The sequence below is a fragment of the Streptomyces sp. TLI_185 genome (assembly GCF_003814765.1).
GTDB lineage: Bacteria > Actinomycetota > Actinomycetes > Streptomycetales > Streptomycetaceae > Streptomyces.
This window is the reverse complement of the sequence record NZ_RKRB01000001.1, coordinates 641,534-665,807: the sequence shown is the minus strand read 5'-3', so window position 1 is coordinate 665,807 and position 24,274 is coordinate 641,534. Positions and strand designations below refer to the sequence as shown.

At 70.1% G+C, this 24,274-nt stretch carries 20 protein-coding genes; 12 read left to right on the top strand and 8 right to left on the bottom strand.

Annotation, left to right across the window (positions count from 1 at the left end):
* Nucleotides 1-226: 226 nt before the first annotated feature.
* Together EDD92_RS03000 and EDD92_RS02995 are read left to right on the top strand one after the other, a co-directional pair.
* A complete protein-coding gene (locus EDD92_RS03000) occupies nucleotides 227-916 on the top strand; it encodes a chaplin family protein (RefSeq protein WP_311736753.1) in 690 nt (229 codons plus the stop codon).
* A gap of 124 nt (nucleotides 917-1,040) precedes the next feature.
* Nucleotides 1,041-1,895, top strand: a complete 855-nt coding sequence (locus EDD92_RS02995) for a GNAT family N-acetyltransferase (RefSeq protein ID WP_123962857.1) — start codon at nucleotides 1,041-1,043, stop codon at nucleotides 1,893-1,895.
* Here the strand turns inward: EDD92_RS02995 and EDD92_RS02990 are convergent.
* Both EDD92_RS02990 and EDD92_RS02985 read right to left on the bottom strand, forming a co-directional pair.
* Nucleotides 1,892-2,620, bottom strand: a complete 729-nt coding sequence (locus EDD92_RS02990; protein WP_123962856.1) for a class I SAM-dependent methyltransferase — start codon at nucleotides 2,618-2,620, stop codon at nucleotides 1,892-1,894. The genes EDD92_RS02995 and EDD92_RS02990 overlap by 4 nt on opposite strands.
* A gap of 7 nt (nucleotides 2,621-2,627) precedes the next feature.
* Nucleotides 2,628-6,923, bottom strand: coding sequence for an aminotransferase class I/II-fold pyridoxal phosphate-dependent enzyme (locus tag EDD92_RS02985; protein WP_123970242.1), 4,296 nt, complete (start codon nucleotides 6,921-6,923; stop codon nucleotides 2,628-2,630).
* 490 nt (nucleotides 6,924-7,413) lie between these two features.
* Between EDD92_RS02985 and EDD92_RS02975 the strand changes: the two genes are divergently transcribed.
* Together EDD92_RS02975 and EDD92_RS02970 are read left to right on the top strand one after the other, a co-directional pair.
* On the top strand, nucleotides 7,414-8,190 hold the full coding sequence (locus EDD92_RS02975; RefSeq protein ID WP_123970241.1) for a GNAT family N-acetyltransferase: 777 nt from the start codon (nucleotides 7,414-7,416) through the stop codon (nucleotides 8,188-8,190).
* A gap of 84 nt (nucleotides 8,191-8,274) precedes the next feature.
* Complete coding sequence (locus tag EDD92_RS02970) at nucleotides 8,275-9,195, top strand: NAD(P)-dependent oxidoreductase (RefSeq protein ID WP_123962855.1); 921 nt, start codon at nucleotides 8,275-8,277, stop codon at nucleotides 9,193-9,195.
* A gap of 455 nt (nucleotides 9,196-9,650) precedes the next feature.
* Here the strand turns inward: EDD92_RS02970 and EDD92_RS02965 are convergent, their stop codons facing one another.
* Nucleotides 9,651-9,914, bottom strand: coding sequence for a GlsB/YeaQ/YmgE family stress response membrane protein (locus EDD92_RS02965; protein WP_123962854.1), 264 nt, complete (start codon nucleotides 9,912-9,914; stop codon nucleotides 9,651-9,653).
* A gap of 279 nt (nucleotides 9,915-10,193) precedes the next feature.
* Between EDD92_RS02965 and EDD92_RS02960 the strand changes: the two genes are divergently transcribed.
* On the top strand, nucleotides 10,194-11,642 hold the full coding sequence (locus tag EDD92_RS02960) for a hydrolase (protein WP_123962853.1): 1,449 nt from the start codon (nucleotides 10,194-10,196) through the stop codon (nucleotides 11,640-11,642).
* Between the two features lie 39 nt (nucleotides 11,643-11,681).
* Here the strand turns inward: EDD92_RS02960 and EDD92_RS02955 are convergent, their stop codons facing one another.
* Complete coding sequence (locus EDD92_RS02955) at nucleotides 11,682-14,384, bottom strand: glycosyl hydrolase 2 galactose-binding domain-containing protein (protein WP_123962852.1); 2,703 nt, start codon at nucleotides 14,382-14,384, stop codon at nucleotides 11,682-11,684.
* Between the two features lie 104 nt (nucleotides 14,385-14,488).
* Complete coding sequence (locus EDD92_RS02950; RefSeq protein ID WP_123962851.1) at nucleotides 14,489-15,673, bottom strand: ROK family transcriptional regulator; 1,185 nt, start codon at nucleotides 15,671-15,673, stop codon at nucleotides 14,489-14,491.
* 156 nt (nucleotides 15,674-15,829) lie between these two features.
* Here EDD92_RS02950 and EDD92_RS02945 point away from each other — a divergent pair, with 156 nt between their 5' ends.
* Nucleotides 15,830-17,287: an APC family permease gene (locus EDD92_RS02945; RefSeq protein WP_123962850.1), complete on the top strand. Its 1,458-nt coding sequence runs from the start codon at nucleotides 15,830-15,832 to the stop codon at nucleotides 17,285-17,287.
* Between the two features lie 125 nt (nucleotides 17,288-17,412).
* Here EDD92_RS02945 and EDD92_RS02940 read toward each other — a convergent pair whose 3' ends face one another.
* Nucleotides 17,413-18,069 carry a hypothetical protein gene (locus tag EDD92_RS02940; RefSeq protein ID WP_123962849.1) on the bottom strand — a complete coding sequence of 219 codons (657 nt, stop codon included), beginning with the start codon at nucleotides 18,067-18,069 and terminating at the stop codon, nucleotides 17,413-17,415.
* A 233-nt stretch (nucleotides 18,070-18,302) separates the two neighbouring features.
* Here EDD92_RS02940 and EDD92_RS02935 point away from each other — a divergent pair, with 233 nt between their 5' ends.
* Nucleotides 18,303-19,073: a metalloregulator ArsR/SmtB family transcription factor gene (locus EDD92_RS02935; protein WP_123962848.1), complete on the top strand. Its 771-nt coding sequence runs from the start codon at nucleotides 18,303-18,305 to the stop codon at nucleotides 19,071-19,073.
* 76 nt (nucleotides 19,074-19,149) lie between these two features.
* Here EDD92_RS02935 and EDD92_RS02930 read toward each other — a convergent pair whose 3' ends face one another.
* Entirely contained in the window at nucleotides 19,150-19,593 is a 444-nt protein-coding gene (locus EDD92_RS02930) for an SPW repeat protein (protein WP_123962847.1), read from the bottom strand.
* Nucleotides 19,594-19,805: 212 nt separating this feature from the next.
* Between EDD92_RS02930 and EDD92_RS02925 the strand changes: the two genes are divergently transcribed.
* On the top strand, nucleotides 19,806-19,997 hold the full coding sequence (locus EDD92_RS02925) for a hypothetical protein (RefSeq protein ID WP_037884436.1): 192 nt from the start codon (nucleotides 19,806-19,808) through the stop codon (nucleotides 19,995-19,997).
* Between the two features lie 12 nt (nucleotides 19,998-20,009).
* On the opposite strand, the gene EDD92_RS02920 is transcribed toward EDD92_RS02925, so the two are convergent.
* Nucleotides 20,010-20,927 (bottom strand): LysR family transcriptional regulator, encoded by a 918-nt coding sequence (locus EDD92_RS02920; protein ID WP_185123914.1) that lies wholly within the window; start codon nucleotides 20,925-20,927, stop codon nucleotides 20,010-20,012.
* Nucleotides 20,928-21,065: 138 nt separating this feature from the next.
* On the opposite strand from EDD92_RS02920, the gene EDD92_RS52320 reads away from it, so the two are divergent.
* The 4 genes from EDD92_RS52320 (at nucleotide 21,066) to ssuE (ending at nucleotide 24,272) form a co-directional block, all read left to right on the top strand.
* The gene (locus EDD92_RS52320; RefSeq protein WP_350760414.1) at nucleotides 21,066-21,149 is read left to right on the top strand and encodes a putative leader peptide; all 84 of its coding nucleotides are present in this window, start codon (nucleotides 21,066-21,068) and stop codon (nucleotides 21,147-21,149) included.
* A 114-nt stretch (nucleotides 21,150-21,263) separates the two neighbouring features.
* On the top strand, nucleotides 21,264-22,385 hold the full coding sequence (sfnG, locus tag EDD92_RS02910; RefSeq protein WP_123962845.1) for a dimethylsulfone monooxygenase SfnG: 1,122 nt from the start codon (nucleotides 21,264-21,266) through the stop codon (nucleotides 22,383-22,385).
* 28 nt (nucleotides 22,386-22,413) lie between these two features.
* Entirely contained in the window at nucleotides 22,414-23,631 is a 1,218-nt protein-coding gene (locus EDD92_RS02905) for an acyl-CoA dehydrogenase family protein (protein ID WP_123962844.1), read from the top strand.
* A gap of 86 nt (nucleotides 23,632-23,717) precedes the next feature.
* Nucleotides 23,718-24,272: an NADPH-dependent FMN reductase gene (gene ssuE / locus EDD92_RS02900; protein ID WP_123962843.1), complete on the top strand. Its 555-nt coding sequence runs from the start codon at nucleotides 23,718-23,720 to the stop codon at nucleotides 24,270-24,272.
* The last annotated feature ends 2 nt before the right edge of the window (nucleotides 24,273-24,274 follow it).

Genomic DNA, 24,274 nt, shown 5'->3' with positions numbered 1-24,274 from the left:
CGCGCGGGATGCCTTACCCTCCGCTCCTTCGCTGCGGATACGGCGGGTTTGCTGCCGGTTCGACAACCGCGCCACTCGATGGGGTGAAAGGTGAATAAGCCATAACTCGGACGGTTTCTGGGCGTTTTATCCGGTGCGGGTGAGTGCCCGCTTCTCCGGCTCGGGTATGTACCCGCGGCCATGTCTGGAAGGCAGGGAACCTATGAGAAGGGTTACCCGAAACGGTGTGATCGCCGTCGCCGCTGCCTCGGGAGCGATGGCGTTGACGGTTCCGGCGTACGCCGTGGCCGGGGCGGACGGTGCGACCGCCGGCTCGCCCGGTGCGACCTCCGGCAACACCGCCCAGCTCCCGGCCCACGTTCCGGCGAACGTGTGCGGGAACACCGCGAACGTGGCGGGGCTCCTCAACCCGGCCGCGGGCAGCAGCTGCAGCAACAAGGGCGCGGCCGGCAAACGTGCAGCCGACGACGGCGCAGCCCACGGCAGCAGCGAGGATTCGCCGGGCGTGCTCTCCGGCGACACCGCCCAGCTCCCGGTCCACCTCCCGGTGAATGCCGACGGGAACACGGCGAACGTGGTCGGCGCCGGCGATGAGGCCGCCGAAGACGAGGCCACGAACGACTCCGGCGGTCACGCCTGCTCCTGCAGCAAGCCGGAGCCGAAGCAAACCGTCCCGGCCGAGGTGCCTCCGCAGCCTGCGAAGGTCCCGGCGAAGGTTGATCCGAAGCCTGTGGCCGCCCCGCCCAAGGCACATACCCGGTCGGTGCCCGCCCAGCACGCCGCCCCACGCAAGGCGCCGGCCGCCCTCGCCCATACCGGCACCGACCAGACCCTGCCCGCCGCCGTGGCGAGTGCCGCGCTGGTGCTGGGTGGAGCCGCCCTCCGTCGGCGCTTCCGCCCAGGGCCCGGGCGCTGAGCTCGCTCGGCAACGGCTCAAACCCACCGTGACGCGCCCCGCAAGATCCGCAAGGATGCTGCGGGGCGCGGTCGATCATCGCGCCCCGTTTGTCCGCCGTACCACCACGGAATGGAGCGCACGTATGACCTCCGCTGCCCTCGAAGACCTCGTCGTCACCCAGGCCGGACCCGACGACTGGCCGGTGATCAGCGGATGGGCCGCGGACGAAGGGTGGAACCCGGGAGCGGCCGACGAAGCGGCGTTCTTCGCGCAGGACCCCGACGGCTTCTTCCTCGGCCGGATCGACGGCGAACCGGTGTCGGCGATCTCCGTGGTCAACTACGGCCCCGACTACGCCTTCCTCGGCTGCTACCTCGTCCGGCCCGACCTTCGCGGCCGCGGCCACGGCCTCACCACCTGGAAGACCGCGCTGGCCCACGCGGGCAGCCGCACCATCGGCCTCGACGGTGTGGTGGCCCAGCAGGACAACTACCGCCGCTCCGGCTTCGAACTCGCCCACCGCACTGTCCGGTTCACCGGAACCGCGCCCGCGGCAAAGACCCCGGCCGGCGTGCACCCCGTGCAGGAGACCGATCTCGCCGACCTCGCCGCCTACGACAGCGCCTGCTCCCCGGCCGACCGCCCGCGCTTCCTGGCCCACTGGCTCACCGGCACCGGACACCGCGCCCTCGTCCGCCGCACCGGCGGCCGCGTCACCGGCTACGGGGTGATCCGACCCGGCCACGACTCGCTCCGTATCGGCCCGCTCTTCGCCGACACCTCCGAGGACGCGCAGGCCCTGTTCACCGCCCTGACCGCCGAGGCGGCCGGAAGCGAGGTCGCCGTGGACATTCCCGAGACGAACGCGCCGGGCATCGCCCTGGCCGAACGGGCCGGCTTCACCCCCTCCTTCGAGACGGCCCGCATGTACACGGGCCCGGTCCGCCCCTACGCCCAGCACCGCGTCTTCGGCGTCACGACCCTGGAACTCGGCTAACGCGCCACCGCCGTGAGCAGCACCATCCCCGAATCCCCGTAGTCCGGCAGGGTCGGGTCGGTGTCGATGTGGCTGACGGACAGGTCGCGGGTCATGGGGGTGAACACCCTGGTGACGATGTCCGGGTCCACCGGGCAGCCCGGCCAGCGCGACGCCGGGCCGATGCGGTAGGTGGGCATGTTCTCCATGAAGGCGGCCACCAGGTGCCCGCCGGGGACCACGCAGCGGACGAAGGCGCGGCAGAAGTCCGTGAACTCCGCGTAGTCCTCGGTGGCGCCCTCGGCGACGAAGTGCATGGACGCCAGTTCGTACCCGGCGGGCTCCAGCTCCCTGACGTCCGCGTGGACGACGTTGACGTGCGCGAGCGCCCCGGCCAGCGTGGCCGGCAGGTCGGGGTTGAGGCGTCGGCACAGCGCGTGGAAGGGCAGCCAGCTGGCGTCCGGGCCGCACTGGATCTGGCGCTCCAGGTAGTCGATGTTGCCCGCACTCGCATCGACGGCCTCGATCCGGCGGCTCGCGGCGGCCGCGAGGATCAGGGGATACAGGTTGGGTCCGGCCCCGAACTCCACCGAGCGCTGGACGGAGCCCGGCGCGAAGCGGCGATAGAACGCCGAGTGGTGGGTGATGACCGCCGCGTCGGAGGGGTGCAGGTCGCGGTAGTTCTCCGCGAGGTAGTCCGCGACCGGCCAACGGTCCCAGTCGACATCGTCGTTGTGCGTCTTCATGGCCGTCTCAGACCTTCGCCCTCAGCGGGAACCGCGCGGCCAGCCGGGTCAGGGTGCCGTTCAGCCGCTCGATGTCCTCGTCCGAGTTCAGTGCAGTGATCTGGATCCGGAAGCCCACCCGGTCCCGCGGCACCAGCGGATAGGCGGCCAGCGTCACGTAGATGCCCTCCTCCCACAGGAACGCCCCGACCGCGTCGAGGTCGTCCGCGTTCGCCAGCGGGATCTCGATGATCGGCAGGCGGTCCGTGTTCAGCGTCCTGACGTCCAGCCCGTCGAGGTGATCCAGCACCCGCGAGGTCCTGCGGTAGAGCTCGGCGCGCAGGACGTCCCCGCGGCGGTCGTTGACGTCCAGTCCGGCCAGCGCCGTGGCCAGGGAGGCCGTGGGGGAGGGGCCCGAGTACAGGTAGGGCCCCGCGGCCGTCTTCAGCCGGTTCTTCAGCTCGGTGGGCAGGGCGAGGAAGGCGAGCAGCGACGAGTACGCCTTCGAGAAACCGGCGGCCAGGACGATCCCGTCGTACGACTCGCCGGTGTGCCGCACCACTCCGTTGCCGCGAGAGCCGTAGGGACACAGCTCGTCCGGGCCGCGTTCCCCGATCACACCGAACCCGTGCGCGTCGTCCACGTAGAGCGTCGCGCCCCCGGCGCGGCAGACCGCGGCCAGCGTGGGCAGATCGGGGACGTTGCCGGTCATGCTGTTCACGCCGTCCAGGCACACCAGCCGCGGCAGGCCCGCGGGCACTGAGGCCAGCAGGTTCTCCAGTTCGTCGGGGCGTTCGGCGTGGAAACGGTGCAGGGTGGCGCCCTGGCCGCGGGCCACCACGCAGCCGTCGTACACCGTCCTGTGCGCCGTCGACTCCACGAACACGTGGCCGCCCTCGGCCAGCACCGGGATCGCCGAGGCGTGGATCAGGGTCAGTGTCGGCAGCAGCAGCGTGTCCGAGGCGCCCAACAGGTCCGCAAGCCGTGCCTCGATCTCCGGGTACAGGCGGGGGCTGCCCAGCAGCCGCGACCAGCTGGGGTGGGTGCCCCACCGCTGCAGGGCGGGATCGACGGACTCGATGATCTCCGGGTCCCAGTCGAAGCCGAGGTAGTTGCAGGACGCGAAGTCGACCAGCCAGTGGCCACGGCTGCGGATGTGCCGGCCCCGCACCTCGTCCAGCACCGCGTCGCTCATCGGGCTGGTGCGCCGCAGGTGCTCGAGGTCCGCCCACAGCGCCGCCCGCCGCTCCCGGGACGCGGGCCGTGCCGCCGGTACGGCCACCGCCTTGGCCGCACCGTTGCCGGGCGCATAGCAGTGTCCCTCGCTCTCCCGCAGCACACGCTCGCTCTGCTCCACCGTCATCGGCTTGGCGAACAGATAGCCCTGCCCGAACCGGCACCCCATGCCGGCCAGCAAGTCGCGCTGCGCCGCCTCCTCGATCCCCTCGGCGATCACCTGCAGGCCCAGGGTGTCGGCGATCCGCACGATGCCCTCGACGAGCGCGACCTGTTGCGGGTCGCGCGTGATGTCGTCGATGAACGTCTTGTCGATCTTCAGCGCGTCGATGGGGAAGTCCCGCAGATAGCGCAGCGAGGAGAAGCCCGTCCCGAAGTCGTCGACCGCAATGTGCACGCCCAGTTCTTTGAGGGAGCGCAGCACCGACTGGATCTGGGTGTCGCGGCGCAGCAGCACCGTCTCGGTCAGCTCCAGCTGCAGGGAACCGGGTGCCAGGCCCGGCGTGCGCAGCGCCTGTCCGACCTGGTCCAGGAAGCCCGCGTCGCGGAACTGGCGGGCGGACACATTCACGCTGACGTACGGCGGGCTGACGGTGCCGGGCAACTGCTGCAGTCCCACGATGTCGCTGACCGCGTTCTCCAGGACCCACGCCCCCAGCACCGCGATGTGCCCTGTCTCCTCGGCCAGCGAGATGAACTGTTCCGGAGTGACGGGCCGGTGCGGCGCCTTCGGCCAGCGGATCAGCGCCTCGAAGCCGACGACCTCGCCCGCCGCGATGTCCACGACCGGCTGGTAGCGCAGGGCGAACTCGTGGCCGGCTACCGCCTGGGCGAGCCGACTCTGCAGGTCGTGCCGCTCGACCATGCGAGTGTGCAGCAGCGGCTGGAAGCGCCGCCACTGCCGCTTGCCGGCCGACTTCGCCGCATACAGTGCGAGGTCGGCGTGGCTGAGCAGTTCCTCCGCGTCCGTGCTGTCGCGGGCCGTGGCCACCCCGACGCTGGCGGAGACCGTCACCGACTCGTCCGCCAGGGCGAACGGCCTGGTCAGCGTCTGGATCACCTGGGCCGCCAGCAGCTCCGCGTCCAGCGGTTCGCGGGCGTCCTCCATCAGGACGGCGAACTCGTCGCCGCCCAGCCGGGCCGCGGTGTCGGTGCGCCGCAGCGTCTTGGAGAGGCGGTCACCGACGGCGATCAGCAGATGGTCGCCGGCCGAGTGCCCGAGCGTGTCGTTGACCAGCTTGAAGTCGTCCAGGTCGATGAAGAGCAGACAGGTCATGGACGACTCGCGGCGGCCGCGCAGCAGGGCGCGTTCGATCCGCTCGAGCAGCAGGGTGCGGTTGGGCAGGCCGGTCAGCGAGTCGTGGAAGGCCCGCTGGGTCAGCTCGTGCGCCAGCCGGCGCTGCTCGGTCACATCGCGCAGGGTGACGACGAGCCCGGCCACGGTCCGCTCGTCCCGGAAGTCGCTGCACCGCACCTCCACCTCGACGCGGCCCGCCCGGTGGCGCACCCACCAGTGGTCGTGGGTGGCCCGCGGCCCGGTGTCCCGCACGGCCGTCAGCTCCCGCGCGGCACGGTGCCGGTCCCGCGGGTCGACCAGGTCGGGCAGCGATTCGCCGACCACGTCGTTGGTGCCGAAGACGGTGGCCGCCGAGGGGCTGGCGTACCGGATGGTGTTGTCGTCCTCGACGATGAGGATGACGTCCGAGGTGTTGCGCACCAGCGTGCGGAAGTACGCCTCGGACTCCCTGCGGACGATCTCCTGGCGCAGGGCGATGCGCTCCATGGCCAGCCCCGCGTGCGAGGCCAGGATCTCCATCGAGCCCCGCGTCTCGGCGAGCGTCTCGGCCGGCCCGGCGACCAGCAGGACACCCGGGACGTCTCCGTACGGGCGGTCGGGCGGGATCATCAGGCAGACCAGGACGGTTGCCGCCTCGTCCAGCTCGGCGCCGGTGTCGGCACCCAGTTCGCGGGCGCGCACGATCTGCGCGTGATACGGGGCCAGATCCGGCGCGTGTTCCGCGGGCAGCAGCAGGGTCCGGTGGACGACCGTGGTGCCCAGGAGCCGGTCGACGGCGGACTCGCAGGAGCGCGCGACCTCCTGCTGCCGGACCGCCGAGACCAGCGAGGCGCCCGCCCTGCGCAGTGCCAGTTCCCGCGTCACCGCCTTGCGGTGGGCCACCACCATCCCCGCCAGCCGCATGATCACCAGCAGGAAGAGCAGACCGGAGAACGCGGCGATCACGGCTGCATCGTGCGCCGAGCGCCTCAGCCCTTCGTACAGCAGGATTCCCGGCGCGATGAGCGTGACCAGGGCCAGCATCAGCAGCCGCCGCGGCGGCGGCAGCACGGAGCCCTGCTGGGGCAGGGCGGCGGTCAGCTGCACCATGTCAGGGTGCAGCGCTGCCTGGCCCCAGGCGGTGTAGAAGACGATCCAGCCGGAATCCAGCACCGTGCCCGCCTGCCAGGTCTCGTTGAGCTGCAGGATCCCGTAGGCGATGTCGAAGCCGAGCAGGGTGACCGTGCCGACGACCAGGTACTGCACCGACCGGTTGTGCCGGTCGACCGGATTCGGTGTCAGCAGGCGGGCCAGCAGGGCCAGGACCAGGACGTCGCCGAGCGGGTAGGCGATGCTGATGGCCCGCTGCTCCCAGGTCAGCCCCTCCACCGTGGCGAGCGGCTGCACCAGGTACACCCACACGGGCAGCGCCAGACCCGCGGTGATGATCAGCGCGTCGAGCAGGCTCGGCAGGTCGTGGCCCGCCCAGCGGTATCGGACCAGGCCGGACAGCCCGAGGGCGAAGAGTGGATAGGTGCTCAGGTAGGCGGCGTCCGCGGGGGAGGGGAACGGGTTGGAGGCGTGGAAGTACTCCTCCACGACGTTGTAGTAGGTGTCGCCCGCGATGAAGGTGAGCAGGGCGGCTGCGAGAACCCACCAGGGCCAGCGGTGCGCGGGCCGGTTGACCTGGCTGCCGATGAACACGGCGGCGGTGCCGGAGAGGCCGATGACGGCCCACACGGGGGCGCGCGCGGCGGGCACCGTCAGGTAGACGGCCGTGGCGGCGGCCACCAGCGCTATATGTGCGGCCATCAGCCGCTTTGCCGGCAGCAAGGGCAAGCGCCTCCCCCGTTGGAGGGGACCGGGCCGGGCCGTCCACCTGGTCTGGTCGTCCTGGCTTTCTAGATCGTAGGCACTGTGGCCGGGCGGCTGCATCTCGGGAGCGGAGGTCCACGCCCATGCCCGGCGCGACCGGTTGACGGGCAGGGTCCGCAACGGCGGAGCGGACATCCCGAACTTGATCGGCCATGACGACAGTTGCTGCGACGACGCCACGGACACGGTCCCGTCCGAGGCCCCACACCGACTACGGCGCGCCCGCGGTCCAGGACGTCCTGCAGATCCGCGGGCTGCTGGACTCCGGCCTGACCACGGCCATGACCCGGGCGACCCCGCTTCGGTCTGTCCGGCCCGGACGAGCTCCTGCTGGGAGTGCCCGACGCCCGATACCGCCGCGCTCCTGCAAGACCTCGCGGCCCGAAAACCTGTTGCCGCGGCCGCACCCGGATGCTGGAGTGAGCACATGGATCATGCCGGGGTGCTCGCCCTGTTCGACCGTGACATGCGCGAAGGCGCCCAGCCCGACGGGCCCGATGCACGCGTGGAGCGGGTCGGCAGCGTGGTCCGCCACGTCTCCTCGGCCCTCGGCTGGAACGGCGTGGTCTGGTCCGACCTGGACGAGACGGGCGCCGATGCGGCGATCGCCGAGCAGATCGCGTACTTCTCCGGGCTGGGCCGTGAGTTCGAGTGGAAGCTGTACGGGCACGACCGGCCGGTGGATATGGGACAGCGGCTCAGGGCCGCCGGATTCGAGCCCGAGCCGGAGGAGACGCTGATGATCGCCGAGGTGGCCGGCCTCGACCTCGACGCCGAGCCGCCCGAGGGCATCCGTCTGCTGCCGGTCACCGACGCGGCGGGCGTCGACCTGGTGGCGGACGTGCACGAGAAGGCCTTCGGCACCGACGGCTCCCGCCTACGCCACCAGCTGCTGGCCCGGCTCACCGGGGAGCCGGACACGGTGGTTGCCACTGTGGCCCTCGCCGGCGACGAGCCGGTGAGCGCGGCCCGTATGGAGCTCGTGCCCGGCACCCGGTTCGCCGGCCTGTGGGGCGGCGGCACCGTCGAGGCCTGGCGCGGCCGCGGCGTCTACCGTGCCCTCGTCGCCCACCGGGCCCGCGCCGCCGGGCAGCGCGGCTACCGCTACCTCCAGGTGGATGCCTCCAGCCAGAGCCGCCCCATCCTCGAACGGCTGGGCTTCGAGCCGCTGACCACGACGACGCCCTACACCTACGTGCCGTAGCCACGACGCCCGGCAGCGACCTGCGAGGCCGTCCCCGCCGCGCCGCGATGTCACATCCGCGGCCGCTCGATCCGTCGCACGGTCATGACGACGAACCAGAAGAACCAGAGCATCCTCCTCGCCGGAGCCAGGGGCATCCTCGGCGGTCACATCACCCGCGCCCTGACCGAGGCCGGCCACAAGGTCACCGACCTCGGCCGGGGACCGGGGAACGGCGTCCGGGCCGACCTCATGGATCGCGACGCACTGCTGCGCGCCGTCGACGGACAGCACTTCGACACCGTCATCCACGCCGCGACGGCCCTGCGCAAGGCGCCCATGCGCCACCGCGACATGCATGCCACCGACGCGCTGCGCATCGCCGGCACCGCCCACCTCGTGGAGGCGGCGCAGGCCACCGGCGCCGACCGCTTCGTGAGCGAGTCGATGGTCTTCGGCTACGGCTACGGGGACTTCGGCGAGCACGTGATCACTGAGGACGACCCGTTCGGCCCGCGCGGCACCACGGCGGAACTGGAACGGCACGTCGAGGGTATGCGCATCAAGGAGCAGCTCACCTTCGAGGCAGCCGGGCTGGCGGGCATCTCGCTGCGCTTCGGCCTGTTCTACGGCCCCGGCGGCACCGACGCCATCCTGCCCATGCTGCGCAAGCGGCAGCTGCCCGCCCCCGACGATCACGGCCGGGTCCTGCCGTGGACCGAACTCACCGACGCGGCACGCGCGGTGGTCGCCGCCGTCGAACGCGGCCGAGCCGGCCAGGCGTACAACATCACGGACCGCACCCCGCTCGGGTTCCGGGCCCATGTCCTGTGCGTGGCCGAGCAGTTCGGCCTGCCCAGGCCGATGACGGTGCCGCGGTGGTTCACGAAGCCGATGTCCTACGCGCACACGATGTTCCTGACCAGCATGCGCGTGTCGTCGGCGAAGGCGGAGCAGGAACTCGGCTGGACGCCCCGCTACCCGTCCAGCCGCGAAGGGCTCGCCGCGCTGGCGGCCCGACGGTGAATTCCAACTGGGGCCGTTCGGACCTTTGCCCAGGGCCGAACGACCCCGCCTCACGGGCCGCTCCGGCTGGAAACCTCGTGAGAGGAATCAGCCGCCCCGGGGACAGCCTCCCGACGTGCCCGACTCTCCCGCTGAGGGTGCTCGGTCGAGGCGGCAGGCCCGCCGATTGCCGAGGGGAGCCGCGTCGGCGGGCCTGACTCCGGGCCCTCCCGCTGCCCGACACGACGCTACTTGGCCGGGACGAGGATGCGGAACGCGCAATTCGGCTGCTTTCCGCGCGCCGCCGAGCAACACCGACCACACCCGGGCTAGGTCCCGTCGTTTGGATCAGGCCGGCTGTAGGAATCGGTGCGTGCCAGGCCCCGCGACGCCGAGCTGATCCAAACGAGAGGGCCTAGGCGCGCAGCGCCCCCGCCCGGGCTCGAAACGGTCGGTGCGTCACCGTGGTTGTCGGGTCAGCGGCGCGCCCTCGACCGGTCCAGGGCGGCGACGCCGAGGGCGGCGAGGCCGATCTGGATGAGCCACTCGATCCAGTCGATGCCGTTGGTGTCGGCCACGTCGAAGGCATTGGCGATCGCCGATCCGATCAACGCGGCCACGATGCCGACGAGGATCGTCAGCAGGATGCCGATGCGCTGCCGGCCCGGGACGACCAGCCGGCCGAGCACACCGATGACGATGCCGATCACGATGGCACTGATGATGCCTGAGATCTCCATCTCCGCCCCTCTTTGTCAAGGCCCCCGCACTATCCGGATGCCCCGTGCCGCGAGGGACAGTCCGTTCCGCTTCAACCACGGGTCAACGCCGGGTCAATCTCCGTCCGATGGGGCCGGCGACTCCTGTTCAGCTCCACTTCTGCCATGTACGGTTCAATCGATCGGCCGCCCGCCAGTCGTGCGGCCGAATGTCTACGCGCGCAGATGACCTGTGTCTACGCGCGTAGGTCCGGCCCCGCACCGCCCGCTCTTCCCCAACCCCACACGGAGGTACGCCGGATGCTCGGACTCACCAGATCCCGCCGAAGACTCACCACCGCGCTTGCCGCGTTCGGTCTGCTCACCGCGGCGGCCGCCGCCCAGGCCACCGTCGTCGCCACGCCCGCCCACGCGGCCACCACGCACCGCATCCTGTTTGACGACGGCCACGCCGAGGAGGCCGGCAACGCCGACTGGATCATCTCCACCAGCAAGCCCGACCCGCTGGGCGAGGACTCGTCCCCGTCCTCCGAGACCGACTGGACGGGCGCGCTGTCCTCCTGGGGCGTAGCCCTGCAGAAGACCGGCAGCTACAGCCTCAAGACCGCCACCAGTGCCCTCACCTACGGCGGCTCGTCCTCCACCGACCTGTCGAACTTCGACACCCTTGTCCTGCCGGAGCCCAACACCCTCTTCACCACCGCCGAGAAGACGGCGATCATGACCTTCGTCAAGAACGGCGGCGGACTGTTCATGATCTCCGACCACACCGGAGCGGACCGCAACAACGACGGTGAGGACGCGGTCGAGATCCTCAACGACCTGATGACCAACAACAGCGTCGACTCGACCGACCCGTTCGGCTTCTCCATCGACTCGCTGAGCATCAGCTCCGACCACCCGTCCGCCATCAGCGACAGCAGCGACCCCGTGCTGCACGGCTCGTTCGGCACCGTCACCAAGAGCCTCATCGCCAGCGGCACCACCGCCACCCTCAAGCCCTCCGACAACTCCGCCGTCAAGGGCCTGCTCTACCGCACGGGTTACTCCGGCAACACCGGCGCCTTCTTCCTCACCAGCACCTTCGGCAGCGGACGGGTCGCCTTCTGGGGCGACAGCTCGCCGATCGACGACGGCACCGGACAGTCGGGCAACACCCTCTACGACGGCTGGAACGACACCAGCGCCACCAATGCAGCCCTCGCCCTCAACGCCACCGCCTGGCTCGCCGGGGACGGCAGCAGCAGTGGGGGCGGCGGTGGCGGCTCCGGCACCTGCACCGCCGCCCAGCTCCTCGGCAACAACGGCTTCGAGTCGGGCAACACCACCTGGAGCGCCTCCAGCGGCGTCATCACCAACTCCAGCAGCGAGTCGGCCCGTACGGGCTCGTACTACGCCTGGCTGGACGGCTACGGCACCGCCACCACCGACACGCTCTCCCAGTCGGTGACCATCCCGGCCGGCTGCACCACCGCCGCGCTCAGTTTCCATCTGCACGTCGACACGGCGGAGACCAGCACCAGCACTGCGTACGACACGCTCAAGGTCCAGGTGCTCAACAGCTCGGGGACCGTGCTGGGCACTCTGGCGACGTACTCGAACCTGAACGCCGCCAGCGGCTACACCCAGCGCAGCTTCAGCCTGGCGAGCTACGCGGGCCAGACCGTCACCCTCAAGTTCACCGGCACCGAGGGCTCCACGCTGCAGACGTCCTTCGTCATCGACGACACGGCGCTCAACGTCAGCTGACGCCCGTGGGGCCCGGCTCCTGCGCCGGGCCCCGCACGGTCATGCGGCCGGGACCGTCCGCTCCGGCGTGTTCCACCCGGAGACCCGCACCCGCGGCACCGACCCGTGCAGATCCGCCGTCCGGTAGGTGGCGGTCAACGTGACCGCCTCGCCCGGCCAGAGCCCGACCTCGTTGTCCGACCACTCGACGGGCAGCACCGGCTTGCCCTGCGCGTCCACGAGATGGACGTCGGTGAACAGCGCCGGCGTCTTCCCGCTGCCCGTGCTGCGCAGGGTCACAGTCGTCGTCGCCGTCTCGCCCGACGCATCCGTCGACGCCGTCGCCGACACCGGCACCTGCGCCATGGCACTCAGGCCCTTGAGGTCGGCGTAGCTCGTCGTCGGCGTGTAGTACCAGTCGGTGTGGGACCAGTCGAGGGTGTCGGGCCTGGTGGACAGCCAGTACACGTTCCGGCTTATCTCCTTGCCGGAGGAGTCGCTCAGCGTCAGACGCGCCAGATACGTGCTCGCCAGCCCGGTCACCGACGTCGGCAGGGTGAGGGCGGTGCTGTGCGCGCCGTCCCCGCTCACCTTCACCCCGGTGACGGTCCTGTCGTGCTTCTGCGTGCCGTCGGGGTTGAACAGCGTGGCCCGGACGGTGAGCCCGGAGGCGGCGGAGTGCCGGTTGTCGACGACGACCACCGAGCGGTCGTCGTAGGAGTACTGGACGTGCAGCGGCTCGTTCGCCTTCCTGGCCCCGAAGTAGGCGCCGCCCTGGTCGAGGTAACGGTCCATCAGCTGCCAGTGCAGCGAGGTCCAGCCGCTGTTGAACATCCAGTACACGACGCCGGTCGACGGCTTCGACGAGTCGGTGGCGCCCCGCTCGTACGCCTCGAACTGGGCGCGGACGTTCTCGTACTGGGCGAGCTGCGCCTTGCGGACGTAGTCGGCCAGGCTCGTCGGGGCGCCGTAGCGGCCGGTGAGGGCGTCGTCGTAGAGCTTGAGGGTGCCGAAGGTCGACGACGGGGAGCGGTGGTACTGCTTGGCGTTCGGGTTCTTCCACAGGGTGTCGAGTTCGGCCGGGCTCATCATGCGGCGCAGGGTGTCGAGCGTCGGGATGTCGGGGCCCGCGCTGGTCTCGGAGTTGAAGCCGGTGGCGCCGCCCTCGCGTTTTGCGTACCAGTAGTTCGGCGGGATCCAGTCGTAGGGGCCGGTCATCTTCATGCCCGAACTGCCCAGCTGCGGTGAGGAGTTGGCGGAGGCGGCGGCGACCACCGGGACCGGCCAGTCGGCGGCCTCGAGGGCGTCGAGGTAGTTCTTCTCGATCGTGGCGTCGGGTGCGAAGTCGCTGCCGATGAGGAAGGAGATCACGCTCGGGTGGTCGCGCAGCCGGGCGGCCTCGGCGGCCATCGACGCCTTGGCGACCGGATAGTCCGCGGCGGTCCACTTGTCACCGGACTCGCCGCCGTTGACCTGGCCCTCCCACTTGTCGCAGCACTCCCAGCCGGGCAGCGTGAGGATGCCGTAGCGGTCGGCGAGGTCGAAGAACTCGTCCGGCTCCAGGTGGCCTTCGAGGCGGATGGTGTTCAGGCCGAGGTCGAGGGCGTACTTCAGCCGGTCCTCGACGTACGTCCGGTCCCAGCGCAGGAACTCGTCCGGCGACCAGCCGCCGCCCTTGACCAGCAACCTGCGGCCGTTGATGCGGTACTGACGGGCGCCGTCGGAGTTCAGGGGTGCCTGCACGTCGCGGATGCCGAAGGTCTGCTGTGTGGTGTCCGAGACGGTGCCGGAGACGGACGCGGTGAGCTTCAGCTCGTACAGGGGGTGTTCGCCCATGCCGGCCGGCCACCACACCTTCGGCGAGGTCATGTGGAGGCCGGGAACGTCGGACGGGCCAAAGCTGACGGTCTTCGTCTCGTGCGCGGCCAGCGTGAGGGTCTTCTCGAAGGTCGTCGTGCCGATGCTGCCGGAGACCGTGGTGGTCGCCGGCGCGCCGGAGTCGTTGCGGGCCTGCGCCTTCACCGTCAGGTCGGCCGAAGCGAGCGAGGGCACGTCCAGCCTGGTGACCACGTGCGCATCGCGCAGGGCGATCGGGCCGCCGCGACGGACGAGGACGTCGCGGACGATGCCCATGTTCTCGTCGGGCGGCGGCTGGAGCCAGTCGATCCAGCCCATGGTCAGGTTCTTGTCCGGGTCGTTGGGCTGGATGCGGAAGGCGACCGTGTTCGAGCCCGCGTGGACGAGTGAGGTGACGTCCAGCTCATGGTGGGTGTACGCGCCGGTGACGTCCTTCGCCGTGGCGACCTGGTCGCCGTTGACGTAGACGTCGGCTGCCGAGATCACGCCGCTGAAGTCGAGGTAGGTGCGCTCGGAGGTGTCGGTGACCGTGAAGTCCGAGCGGTACCACCAGGGGACCTGGAAGTCGGCCTTGGGGATCTTCTGCTGGTTCGTCGAGTAGAACGGGTCCGCGTACACGCCGTTCGCGAGCAGGGCTGCCAGGACGGTGGAGCGCGAACCTGTCGGGTACCAACCGGCCGCCGGGTAGCCGGGAGAGGAGACCTCGGCCGGCGGGTCGGAGACCTCGGCCGTCGACTGGATCGTGTAGCCCGTCAACGCGGTCGAACTGCCCGGCACGGAGGAAACGCGGGTGTCCCGGTCCGGTGGGGCGGCCCGACGGGCATGGGGCCCGGCCCAGGCGCTGGTCGTCAGGGAACCCAACAGACCCAGGACTACGGCGGCCGTGGCGAGACGGTGTCTGTTCACGGAGTCTCCAGCCCCTTCGTAAAGTTAGGAAACTTTACTAACTGCGGCCACGCTAGGGGCGCCGAGTGGGCCCTGTCAATCACCGCGGTCCGTACCCGAGTTCGTCACGGCCCGGCCGACCGGCGCTCGAACACCACGTCCCGCGCCGTCCCGAGCGCCGTGGCCACCGCCCCCAGCAGCACCGCGTCCTCGCCGAGCCGGCTGGGCACGACCTTGGGTCGCAGCGGGGTGAGCGAGCGGAGGTGCTCACGCACCGGGCGCAGCAGCAGGTCCACGCTGTGGCCCACCCCGCCGCCCAGGACCACGAGATCCGGGTCGAGCACGGCCGCTGCCGCCGCCACCGTGTGCGCGATCCGCTCCCCCTCCAGCTGAACCGCCTTGACCGCGGCGTCGTTTCCCTGCCGGGCCGCATCGAAGACCGCCTTCGCGGTGAGCTGCCCGCTCATGCCGAACCGGCGCGCCGCCTCGACCACCGCCACCCCCGACACAGCGTCCTCCAGTCGCTCCGGCTTCTGCTGTCCCGGCCAGGGCAGGAACCCGATCTCCCCGGCCAGCCCGTGCGCCCCCGTGAACAGCCGCCCCTCGCTGACCACGCCCATCCCCAGACCGGTGCCGATCAGGATGTACGCGAACAGTCGGCTGCCCGCGCCGATGCCGTAGGTGTACTCGCCCAGTGCCGCCAGATTGGCGTCGTTGTGCACCTCCAGCGGAACGCCCAGTTCCTCGCGCATCCGGTCGAAGAGCCCGGCGCGCCCCCAGCCCGGCAGGTGCATCGCATAGCGCACCCGGCGCTGCTGCTCGTCGTACACGCCCGGCGTACCCACCACCGCATGCACCACCTCCTGAGCGGCCACGCCCGAGCCGCCGACCACCTGGCGGGCCGTCGCCACCACCAGGTCCGCCATCGTGCCGGAGCTGCGGGCCCGGTTGCGGACGTCGGAGCGGGCGACGACGGTGCCGTCCAGGTCGGCGACGGCGACCCGCAGCCAGCTGCGCCCGACGTCGATGCCGAGGGCGTAACCCGCTGCCGGGTCCGGCGCGTACAGGACGGCGGTGCGGCCGCGCTCCGGTGCGAGGGTGCCGACCTCGTGGACCAGCCCGGCCGTCTCCAGTGCGGCGAGCGCGCTGGAGACGGTCGGCTTGGACAGGCCGGTCTCCCGGGCCAGTTGGGCGCGCGAGGCGGCGCCGCCGCTGCGCAGCCGGTCGAGCAGCAACCGCTCGTTGGTGCTGCGCAGCCGCCGGCGGTTCCAGGGCTGTTCCTGCTGGTCTACGGCGTCACTGGCGGGCATCGCACCATTCTCACGTATCCGCGGGGCCGTTCGATGGGCCTCTTGACGCATCAAGTAAGGCTCCTTAACTTTATCGGCCAACAGCCTCGCCGGGCGAGTCGAAGTCGGCCAAGGTCAGCCATGGGCAGCCCAGCGCCCGGTGCTTCAGGAGTCCTCATGTCCGGTAGTCCGCCACCCACCGGTGGTTTCGTCCGTCGCGTCGGCCTGTTCCAGGCCACCGCCATCAACATGAGCCAGATGTGCGGCATCGGGCCGTTCGTCACGATCCCGCTCATGGTCGCCGCGTTCGGCGGCCCGCAGGCCGTGATCGGCTTCATCGCCGGTGCGCTGCTCGCGCTCGCCGACGGGCTGGTGTGGGCCGAGCTGGGTGCGGCGATGCCCGGATCCGGCGGCAGTTACGTCTATCTGCGTCAGGCCTTCCAGTACCGCACGGGCCGGCTCATGCCGTTCCTGTTCGTCTGGACGGCGATGCTGTTCATCCCGCTGATCATGTCGACCGGCGTGGTGGGCTTCGTCCAGTACCTCGGGTATCTCGCCCCCGGCCTGGGGCAGAGCTCCGGCGACCTGATCGGCCTCGGCGTCATCGCCCTGGTGGTGATCCTGCTGTGGCGGGGCATCGAGCACATCGCCCGGATCACCGCCGTGATGTGGGCCGTCATGATCACCTCGGTGGTGCTGGTCATCCTGGCCGCCGCCACGGACTTCAGCACGCACCTGGCCTTCACCTACCCGGCACACGCCTTCGACCTGGGCAGCAACCACTTCTGGCTCGGCTTCGCCGGTGGCCTGACCATCGGCATCTACGACTACCTCGGCTACAACACGACGGCCTACATGGGCGCCGAGATCAAGGACCCCGGACGCACCCTGCCGCGCTCGATCATCTTCTCCATCGTCGGCATCATGGCGATCTACCTGCTGCTGCAGATCGGCACGCTCGGTGTGATCGACTGGCACCGCATGACCGCCCCGGACGACATCGCGTCCACGTCGGTGGCCTCGGCGGTCCTGGAGAAGACCTGGGGCAAGGGCGCGGCGGACACGGTCACCGTCCTCATCCTGATCACGGCCTTCGCCTCGGTCTTCACCGGGCTGCTGGGCGGCTCGCGGGTGCCGTACGACGCGGCCCGCGAGCGTGTCTTCTTCCGCCCCTACGCCAAGCTCCATCCCAAGCACCGCTTCCCGATGCTGGGCCTGGCGACCATGGGCGTGATCACGGCCGTGGGCTTCCTGATCGGCCGGCACACGGACCTGGCGACACTGATCCAGCTGCTGACGACGGTGATGGTGATCGTCCAGGCGCTGGCCCAGATCCTCGCGTTGACGGTGCTGCGCAGGCGCCAGCCGGCCCTGCACCGGCCGTACCGCATGTGGCTCTATCCGGTGCCGAGCATCGTCGCGTTCGCCGGCTGGTGTGTGATCTACGGTTACGCGGACAAGAACTCGCCCGGCCGCCATCCCATCGAGTGGTCGCTGGCCTGGCTGGCTCTGGGCTGCATCGCGTACGTGCTCTGGGCGCGCTTCGAGAAGGTGTGGCCGTTCGGCCCCAAGGAGATCGCGGAGGAGTACCTGGCGGCCTCGGCGGTGTCGGACGCGGAGCCCGCGGGCGCGTAAACGTCCGCCGGGACGGAACCGCGGGCCGGTGGGGAGTGGTCGCGCAGTTCCCCGTGCCCCTTGAGGGGCGCGGGGACCGCACCAGGAAGCTCCACAGCGAGCGCGCCGACGTGTGCAGTTGCGCGTCAGCCGGCTTCGGCCGCGGCGCTCGGCGTGCCGGACGGGGCCGGGGTCGGCGACTGGTCGACCCACGACGACAGCTGACCGTCCGGCCGCAGCACGACGTGCAGGCCGTTGAGCTCGCCGTAGGCCGCGCGTCCGTCGGCGACGAGGGTGTCGAACCTGGCGCCGTCCGCGTAGAGGTCGGCCTCGTAGTGGTTGGCCGTCACCTTGTAGATCTTCGCCGTCGACGTGCCGTCCGCGAGCGGCGCGGAGGCGATCAGGCTGCGCTGGACGACCGGCTTGGGCTGCGGCTTGGCACGCTCGACCCAGGAGGTGATCGTGCCGTTCGGGTGGAGGGTCATGTGCAGGCCGTTGTGTTCGGCGTGCGCGGTCCTGTCTTTGGCGGCCATGGTGCCGTACTTGAGGCCCTTGCCCCAGATCTCGGCCTCGTAGCGGTGCTTGCCGGTCTTGAAGACCTTCGCGCGGGAGACCTTGTCGGCGAGCTTCACCGTCTTCACGTAGACCCGCTCGGTCTTGCAGTGGCCGCTCGCGTGCGTGGCCGACGCGGCGGTCCTGGCCGCGGGCGCCGAGTGGGCGAAGGCGCCGGTGGCCGACGCGCCCAGGGCGGCCGTGACGCCGGCGGCGACGAGGGCGGTACGCAGAGTGCGGCGAGCACGCATCAGAAGCTGTCCTTCGGTGGTGGTTCGTGATGACGCATCCGAAGTTACGGACCGTTCATCAAGAGTCCCCATACGCCGCGTAACAGATATCCAGCGCATATCGCTCGAAACGGTTGATAATTTCCCGCTCAACTGCCTACGGGACGCAAGAAGTGCCGTACGGCTGCTCCCTCCTTGACATGCAAGTAATTGCCTGCATAACGTTGAGTGTGCGATCAGAGAGTGACTCCGGGATGGACAAGGTCTTCAAGGCGCTGGCCGACGAGACCCGCAGACGGCTGCTGGACCGGCTGCACGAGCAGAACGGTCAGACGCTGGGCGAACTGTGCGAGCGCATCGCGATGACGCGCCAGTCCGTAACGCAGCATCTGGGCGTCCTGGAGGACGCCAACCTGGTCAGCACCGTGCGGCGGGGGAGGGAGAAGCTGCACTACCTCAACCCGGTCCCGCTCCACGAGATCCAGGAGCGGTGGATCGACAAGTTCGAGCGCCCGCGCCTGAGCGCGCTGAGCGACCTGAAACGACGAGCCGAGGAAGCCACCATGACCGACAAGCCCCATTACGTCTACGTCACCTACATCCGCAGCACGCCCGAGAAGGTCTGGGAGGCACTCACCGACGCGGACCTGACCGCCGCGTACTGGGGTCACCGCAACGAATCGGACTGGCGGCAGGGCTCACGCTGGGAACACGTCCGCACGGACGGCTCCGGCATCGCCGACGCCGTCGGCACCGTCGTGGAGAGTGAACACCCGACCCGCCTGGTCACCACCTGGGTCGACCCCCAGAACGAGGGGCAGGAGGACAAGTACTCCCGGGTGACCTTCGACATCACGCCGCACGAGGACATCGTCCGCCTCACCGTCACCCACGAGGACCTCTGGGACGAAGGCGCGCTGTCCGACGTCTCCCGCGGCTGGCCGGCCGTGCTGTCGAACCTCAAGTCGCTGCTGGAGACCGGCAGTCCGCTGCCGCAGCAGCCCTGGTCGGTGCCCGGCCACTGAGCGGCCACGGGACACAGGACGGCCGGTCCGCGCAGAGCGCGGACCGGCCGCAACGCCGTCCTTTCCTGGTCCGTTCCTACGGCCTGGGGGCGCTCCTCGCCGCCGCACCGGCGCACATCAGCCCCAGGATCACGGCGAGCGCGCCGATGATGATGTTGTTGAGGGCGACACCGGTGTCCGGGCTGGTGCCGACGACCCACGACGCGATGATCATCCAGATGCCTACCGCGCAGAACGCCCAGCTGAGGCCGTACATGCGCTCGGGGGCCCGGGTGAATCCGAGGGCCAGCAGGCCGATCGCGATGCCGACGACAAGGTTGTGAGTCACCAGCGGGGGCTGGCTCGTCGTGTAGTGGAGTATCCACGGGGATACGGCGCAGTACAGACCGAGCAGGAACACCGGTCCGTCCAAGAGCGTCACATCGCGACCGCCAAGCATGCGGGCATAGCGATCCCGCATTTCGGAAACATCAGGGTGGGTGGTGATGTCCCCCCTGCTGGTGGGCGAGACGTTGGCCATGACTCGTCTCCTTTGACTCGCAGGCCTGACCGCGTCTGGTGCGGTATGCGGGTAAGCGCCGCGTAAGTACATTCTGCGCTTATTTCATCTTTATGTGTAGTGGTCGGCGGGTCGCTTGGGGTGGAAGCGAGGGGCTGTGGGGGGAGCTTCCGGCTCACAGCACATGTCTGCGCAGATCGCGGGCATGCGGACCGTAGAGGGGTTGTAACCGCATGTCGCAACTGGAGGTGGCTGCCGCTATGGGCGCGAAGGTGTTGGAGCGGTTTCCTGCGGGAGCTCCGCGCGGATCGTGGCCGGCGGAGGAGTACGCGGCGCGGTGCCGCGCCGAGGGCCGGCCCGCAACGGTGATCATGGATCTCAAGTCGGACGCGTTCCTCGTGGTGGTGCCGGCCGACGAGGACTGACCCGGCGCGCGGTCATGTCAGGGAGGCGCCCAACTCGCGCGCCCTGCGCACGAACACCTCGTAGAGGTCCTGGGCCGCTCGGGGCGCCGAAACGGCGCGACGGCGCTGCAGCATCAGGAGCACCTCGGTGGAGTCGTCGGAGATCGGACGGCAGGTGATCGAGCCCCGTCGCTCCAGTGGGTCGCCGATGACACTGAAATCGGGCAGGAGGGTGGCGCCCAGCCCCTCGGCCACCATCAGCTTGCCCATCTCGGCGCCGTCGGTGGAGAAGGAGAAGTCGGGGGAGCGGCCCCGGAGCAGCCGGTGGGCATAACGGTGCATGACATAGCCGGAGCGCATCGCGATCACCGGCTCCGGACCATTCAGGACATCGTCCACGGTGACGGCGGACAAGGTGGCGAGCGGACTGTCCGGGCGCAGACACAACACCGGGCGTCCGCGCAGCAGTTCGGTGCTCTCGAAGTCTGCGGGCAGGTCGTCGCCGTCCAGATGGTTCACCAGACCGAGGTCGAAACCGCCCTCCAGCAGAGCCCGGTGGATCTCGGACTGCTGGGCGCCCACCACCTCCACCTGCGTCATCGGATGGGCCGTGCGGAACGCCTGTACGGCCGGGATGAGCAGCGGGACCGTTGCGGCGTTCACCGTGCCGACCCTGACCATACGGCTGATCCTGTGCTGCTCTCCGGCCGCGCTGCGCAGCCGGTCCACCGCGTCCAGGACATCGATGATGTGCGGCAGCAGTTCCCGGCCCTCCGCGCTCATCGTCGCCCCCGACCGCTTGCGCTCCAGCAGGTCGACTCCCAGTTCGCGTTCCAGGTTGCGCACCGTCTCGCTCAACGCCGGCTGGGAAAGGCGCAGTTCATCCGCGGCCCGGCGCAGTGAACCGAGCCGGGTCACGGCCGCGATGTATTCCAGTTGTTCCGTCCGCACACCCAGCACAATGCAGGCCTTTTCACGGCGGGTTCAAGGGTTTCCCTGTCACACGTTCGTGAAATTCAATGGTCCGGGATGCGAGACCGGTCGGGTTTTCCTTGACGGCCCGCGGCGCCGACTGCCACGATCTACGGCATGAAGATGCGACTGGACCTCACGCGGCGACGCCATGTCGACCTCGCGCGCGTCTCCAGCGCCTCCTGTTGCGCCGCGGCCTGATCAACCTCTCCCTGGATCCGCCGCCCCTTTTTCCCTTTCTCCGCCTGAATTCGCCGTGCCCCCGCACTTCTTGAATTCGGCGTGCCCGGAAACATTCCGCAACAGGAGTCACGCATGCCTGCCGCACCCGTGAAATTCGCCTACTGGGTCCCCAACGTCAGCGGGGGACTCGTCACCAGCAAGATCGAGCAGCGCACCGACTGGGGATACGAGTACAACCGCGAACTCGCCGTCCTCGCAGAGAACAACGGCTTCGACTACGCGCTCAGCCAGGTCCGCTACATGGCCAGCTACGGCGCCGAGTACCAGCACGAGTCGACCAGCTTCAGCCTCGCCCTGCTCCTGGCCACCCAGCGCCTGAAGGTCATCGCGGCCGTCCATCCCGGACTGTGGCACCCCGGCGTCCTCGCCAAGCTCGGCGCCACCGCCGACCATCTCTCGAACGGCCGCTTCGCCGTCAACGTCGTATCGGGCTGGTTCAAGGGCGAGTTCACCGCCCTCGGTGAGCCGTGGCTGGAGCACGACGAGCGCTACCGCCGCTCCGAGGAGTTCATCCGCGCCCTGCGGCAGATCTGGACCGAGGACCACACCGAACTCTCCGGCGACTTCTACCGGTTGCGCGACTTCTCCCTCAAGCCCAAGCCCCTCAACACCGCCGAGCGGCCGCACCCGGAGATCTTCCAGGGCGGCAACTCCACCGCGGCCCGCGCAATGGCGGGCCGGGTCTCCGACTGGTACTTCTCCAACGGCAAGGACTTCGACGGGGTCACCGAGCAGATCGGCGACGTACGGAAGTCGGCTGCCGAAGTCGGCCGCAGGGCACCGAAGTTCGGCCTCAACGGCTTCCTCATCGCCCGTGACACGGAGGCCGAGGCCCGTGACACGCTGCGCGAGATCGTCGCCAAGGCGGACACCGAGGCCGTCGAGGGCTTCGGCGCCGCGGTGAAGCAGGCGGGACAGTCCACCGCCGACAAGAAGGGCATGTGGCAGGACTCCTCCTTCGAGGACCTCGTCCAGTACAACGACGGCTTCCGTACGGGGCTCATCGGCACCCCGGAGCAGATCGCGGAGCGCATCGTCGCCTACCGGAAACTCGGCGTGGACCTGCTGCTCCTCGGCTTCCTGCACTACCACGAGGAGGTCGAGTACTTCGGCAAGCGGGTGCTGCCGCTCGTGCGTGAACTGGAGGCCCAACTTCCGGACGCGGAGCCCGAGTCCGTCCCCGTTCACGCCTGAGCGCCCCACCGCGAAAGAGGTCATCAGCATGAGCACCGCCACGCCCACCCACTGGACCACCCTCCCCGCCCCGCGGACCGCCCAGGACTGGATCTCCCGCGCCGCCGAGGTCGCCGCCGTCCTCGCCGCTGACGCCGCTGAGCGCGACCGCGCCGGAGCCACCCCGTACGCCGAGGTCCAACTGCTGAAGGACGCCGGCCTCGTCACCCTGCTCGGCCCCACCGAACACGGCGGCGCAGGCCAGGACTGGCCCACCGCCTATCGCGTGGTGCGCGAGGTCGCCAAGGCCGACGGGTCCATCGGCCAGCTCCTCGGCTACCACTACCTGTGGTTCTGGGCCGCCCGTCTGGTCGGCACCCGTGAGCAGTGGGAGCAGGTGGAGGCCGAGGCGAGCCGCAGCCGCTGGTTCTTCGGCGGAGCGGTCAACCCCCGCGACAAGGACGTGATCGTCACCGAGGACGGCGACGACCTCGTCTTCACCGGCCGCAAGTCCTTCTCCACCGGCAGCAAGGTCTCCGACGTCACCGTCCTCGAGGGCGTCCTGGAGGGCACCGACCAGCATGTCTTCGCCATCGTGCCCTCCGACAGCGTAGGCCTGACCTTCCTCGACGACTGGGACAACATAGGCCAGCGCCTCACCGAGAGCGGCGGCGTCACCCTCGACCGCGTGCGCACCCCGTGGTCGTCAGCGGCCGGCTACGTCGACAAGCAGTTCCGGCCGCGGACGTACAACACGCTGAACGTCCCCACCATCCAACTCGTCTTCGTCAACTTCTACCTGGGCATCGCGGGCGGCGCCCTGGAGACGGCGGCCACCTACACCCGCACCAAGTCCCGGTCCTGGCTGCACGGCGGCCACGAGCGTGCGGTCGACGAACCGTACGTGATCGACACCTACGGTGACCTCACGGCAAAGCTGTGGGCGGCCGAGGCGCTCGCCGACGCCGTCGCCGCCGAGGGGCAGAAGCTGCACGACGACCCGGACGCGGTCACACCCGAGAGCCGGGGCGCCTTCGAGGTCCGCGTCGCGGCGATCAAGGCCCGCGCCACCGACGTGGCCCTGGAGGTCGGCAACCGGATCTTCGAGGTCACCGGAGCCCGCGCCACCGCCACCTCCGAAGGCCTCGACCGCTTCTGGCGCAACGTCCGCACCCATACCCTGCACGACCCCGTCGCCTACAAACGCCGCGAGGTCGGCCGCTGGGTCCTCGAAGGCGAACTGCCCGAACCCACCTGGTACTCCTGACCGCTTCCCGGGGGGCGTCCGCCACGCGCGGGCGCCCCGCCTCCTCGCCACACGAGGCAACCCCGCGCATTCCCGAAAGAGGACCCATGGCCACCGTCCTGTCCGTCTCCGGCAGCCCGTCCGCCTCCTCCCGCACCAACCGCCTGCTGCGTCACCTGGACAAGAGGCTGATCGCGCAGGGGCACGAGGTGATTCCGCTCGACGTCCGCACCATCCCCGCCGAGGCCCTTCTCGGCGCCGACTTCAAGCACCCCGCCATCGTCGGGGCCACCGAACTGTTCGCGCAGGCCGACGGCGTCGTCGTCGGCACCCCCGTCTACAAGGCGTCGTACTCCGGCGTCCTCAAGGCGCTCCTCGACCTGCTCCCGCAGTACGCCCTGACCGGCAAGACCGTGCTGCCGCTGGCCACCGGCGGCTCCACCGCCCACGTCCTGGCCATCGACTACGCCCTGCGCCCAGTCCTGTCCTCCATGGGCGCCGGCCACATCGTGCAGGGCTGGTTCACCCTCGACAAGGACATCACCGTGCACGAGGACGGCTCGCTCACCGTCGCACCGGCCGCCACCGAGGCCCTCGCCCAGGTCGTCGACCAGTTCTCCACGGCCCTGGGCCGCGTCCGGCTCCTGGCCGCGGCGAGCTGAGC

Bases quoted from the DNA above. Each gene is read 5' to 3' on its own strand.
- EDD92_RS02995 (WP_123962857.1), top strand. From the start codon at position 1,041: ATGACCTCCGCTGCCCTCGAAGACCTCGTCGTCACCCAGGCCGGACCC.
- EDD92_RS02990 (WP_123962856.1), bottom strand. From the start codon at position 2,620: ATGAAGACGCACAACGACGATGTCGACTGGGACCGTTGGCCGGTCGCG.
- EDD92_RS02985 (WP_123970242.1), bottom strand. From the start codon at position 6,923: ATGGCCGCACATATAGCGCTGGTGGCCGCCGCCACGGCCGTCTACCTG.
- EDD92_RS02975 (WP_123970241.1), top strand. From the start codon at position 7,414: ATGGATCATGCCGGGGTGCTCGCCCTGTTCGACCGTGACATGCGCGAA.
- EDD92_RS02970 (WP_123962855.1), top strand. From the start codon at position 8,275: ATGACGACGAACCAGAAGAACCAGAGCATCCTCCTCGCCGGAGCCAGG.
- EDD92_RS02965 (WP_123962854.1), bottom strand. From the start codon at position 9,914: ATGGAGATCTCAGGCATCATCAGTGCCATCGTGATCGGCATCGTCATC.
- EDD92_RS02960 (WP_123962853.1), top strand. From the start codon at position 10,194: ATGCTCGGACTCACCAGATCCCGCCGAAGACTCACCACCGCGCTTGCC.
- EDD92_RS02950 (WP_123962851.1), bottom strand. From the start codon at position 15,673: ATGCCCGCCAGTGACGCCGTAGACCAGCAGGAACAGCCCTGGAACCGC.
- EDD92_RS02945 (WP_123962850.1), top strand. From the start codon at position 15,830: ATGTCCGGTAGTCCGCCACCCACCGGTGGTTTCGTCCGTCGCGTCGGC.
- EDD92_RS02940 (WP_123962849.1), bottom strand. From the start codon at position 18,069: ATGCGTGCTCGCCGCACTCTGCGTACCGCCCTCGTCGCCGCCGGCGTC.
- EDD92_RS02935 (WP_123962848.1), top strand. From the start codon at position 18,303: ATGGACAAGGTCTTCAAGGCGCTGGCCGACGAGACCCGCAGACGGCTG.
- EDD92_RS02930 (WP_123962847.1), bottom strand. From the start codon at position 19,593: ATGGCCAACGTCTCGCCCACCAGCAGGGGGGACATCACCACCCACCCT.
- EDD92_RS02925 (WP_037884436.1), top strand. From the start codon at position 19,806: ATGTCGCAACTGGAGGTGGCTGCCGCTATGGGCGCGAAGGTGTTGGAG.
- EDD92_RS52320 (WP_350760414.1), top strand. From the start codon at position 21,066: ATGAAGATGCGACTGGACCTCACGCGGCGACGCCATGTCGACCTCGCG.
- sfnG (WP_123962845.1), top strand. From the start codon at position 21,264: ATGCCTGCCGCACCCGTGAAATTCGCCTACTGGGTCCCCAACGTCAGC.
- EDD92_RS02905 (WP_123962844.1), top strand. From the start codon at position 22,414: ATGAGCACCGCCACGCCCACCCACTGGACCACCCTCCCCGCCCCGCGG.
- ssuE (WP_123962843.1), top strand. From the start codon at position 23,718: ATGGCCACCGTCCTGTCCGTCTCCGGCAGCCCGTCCGCCTCCTCCCGC.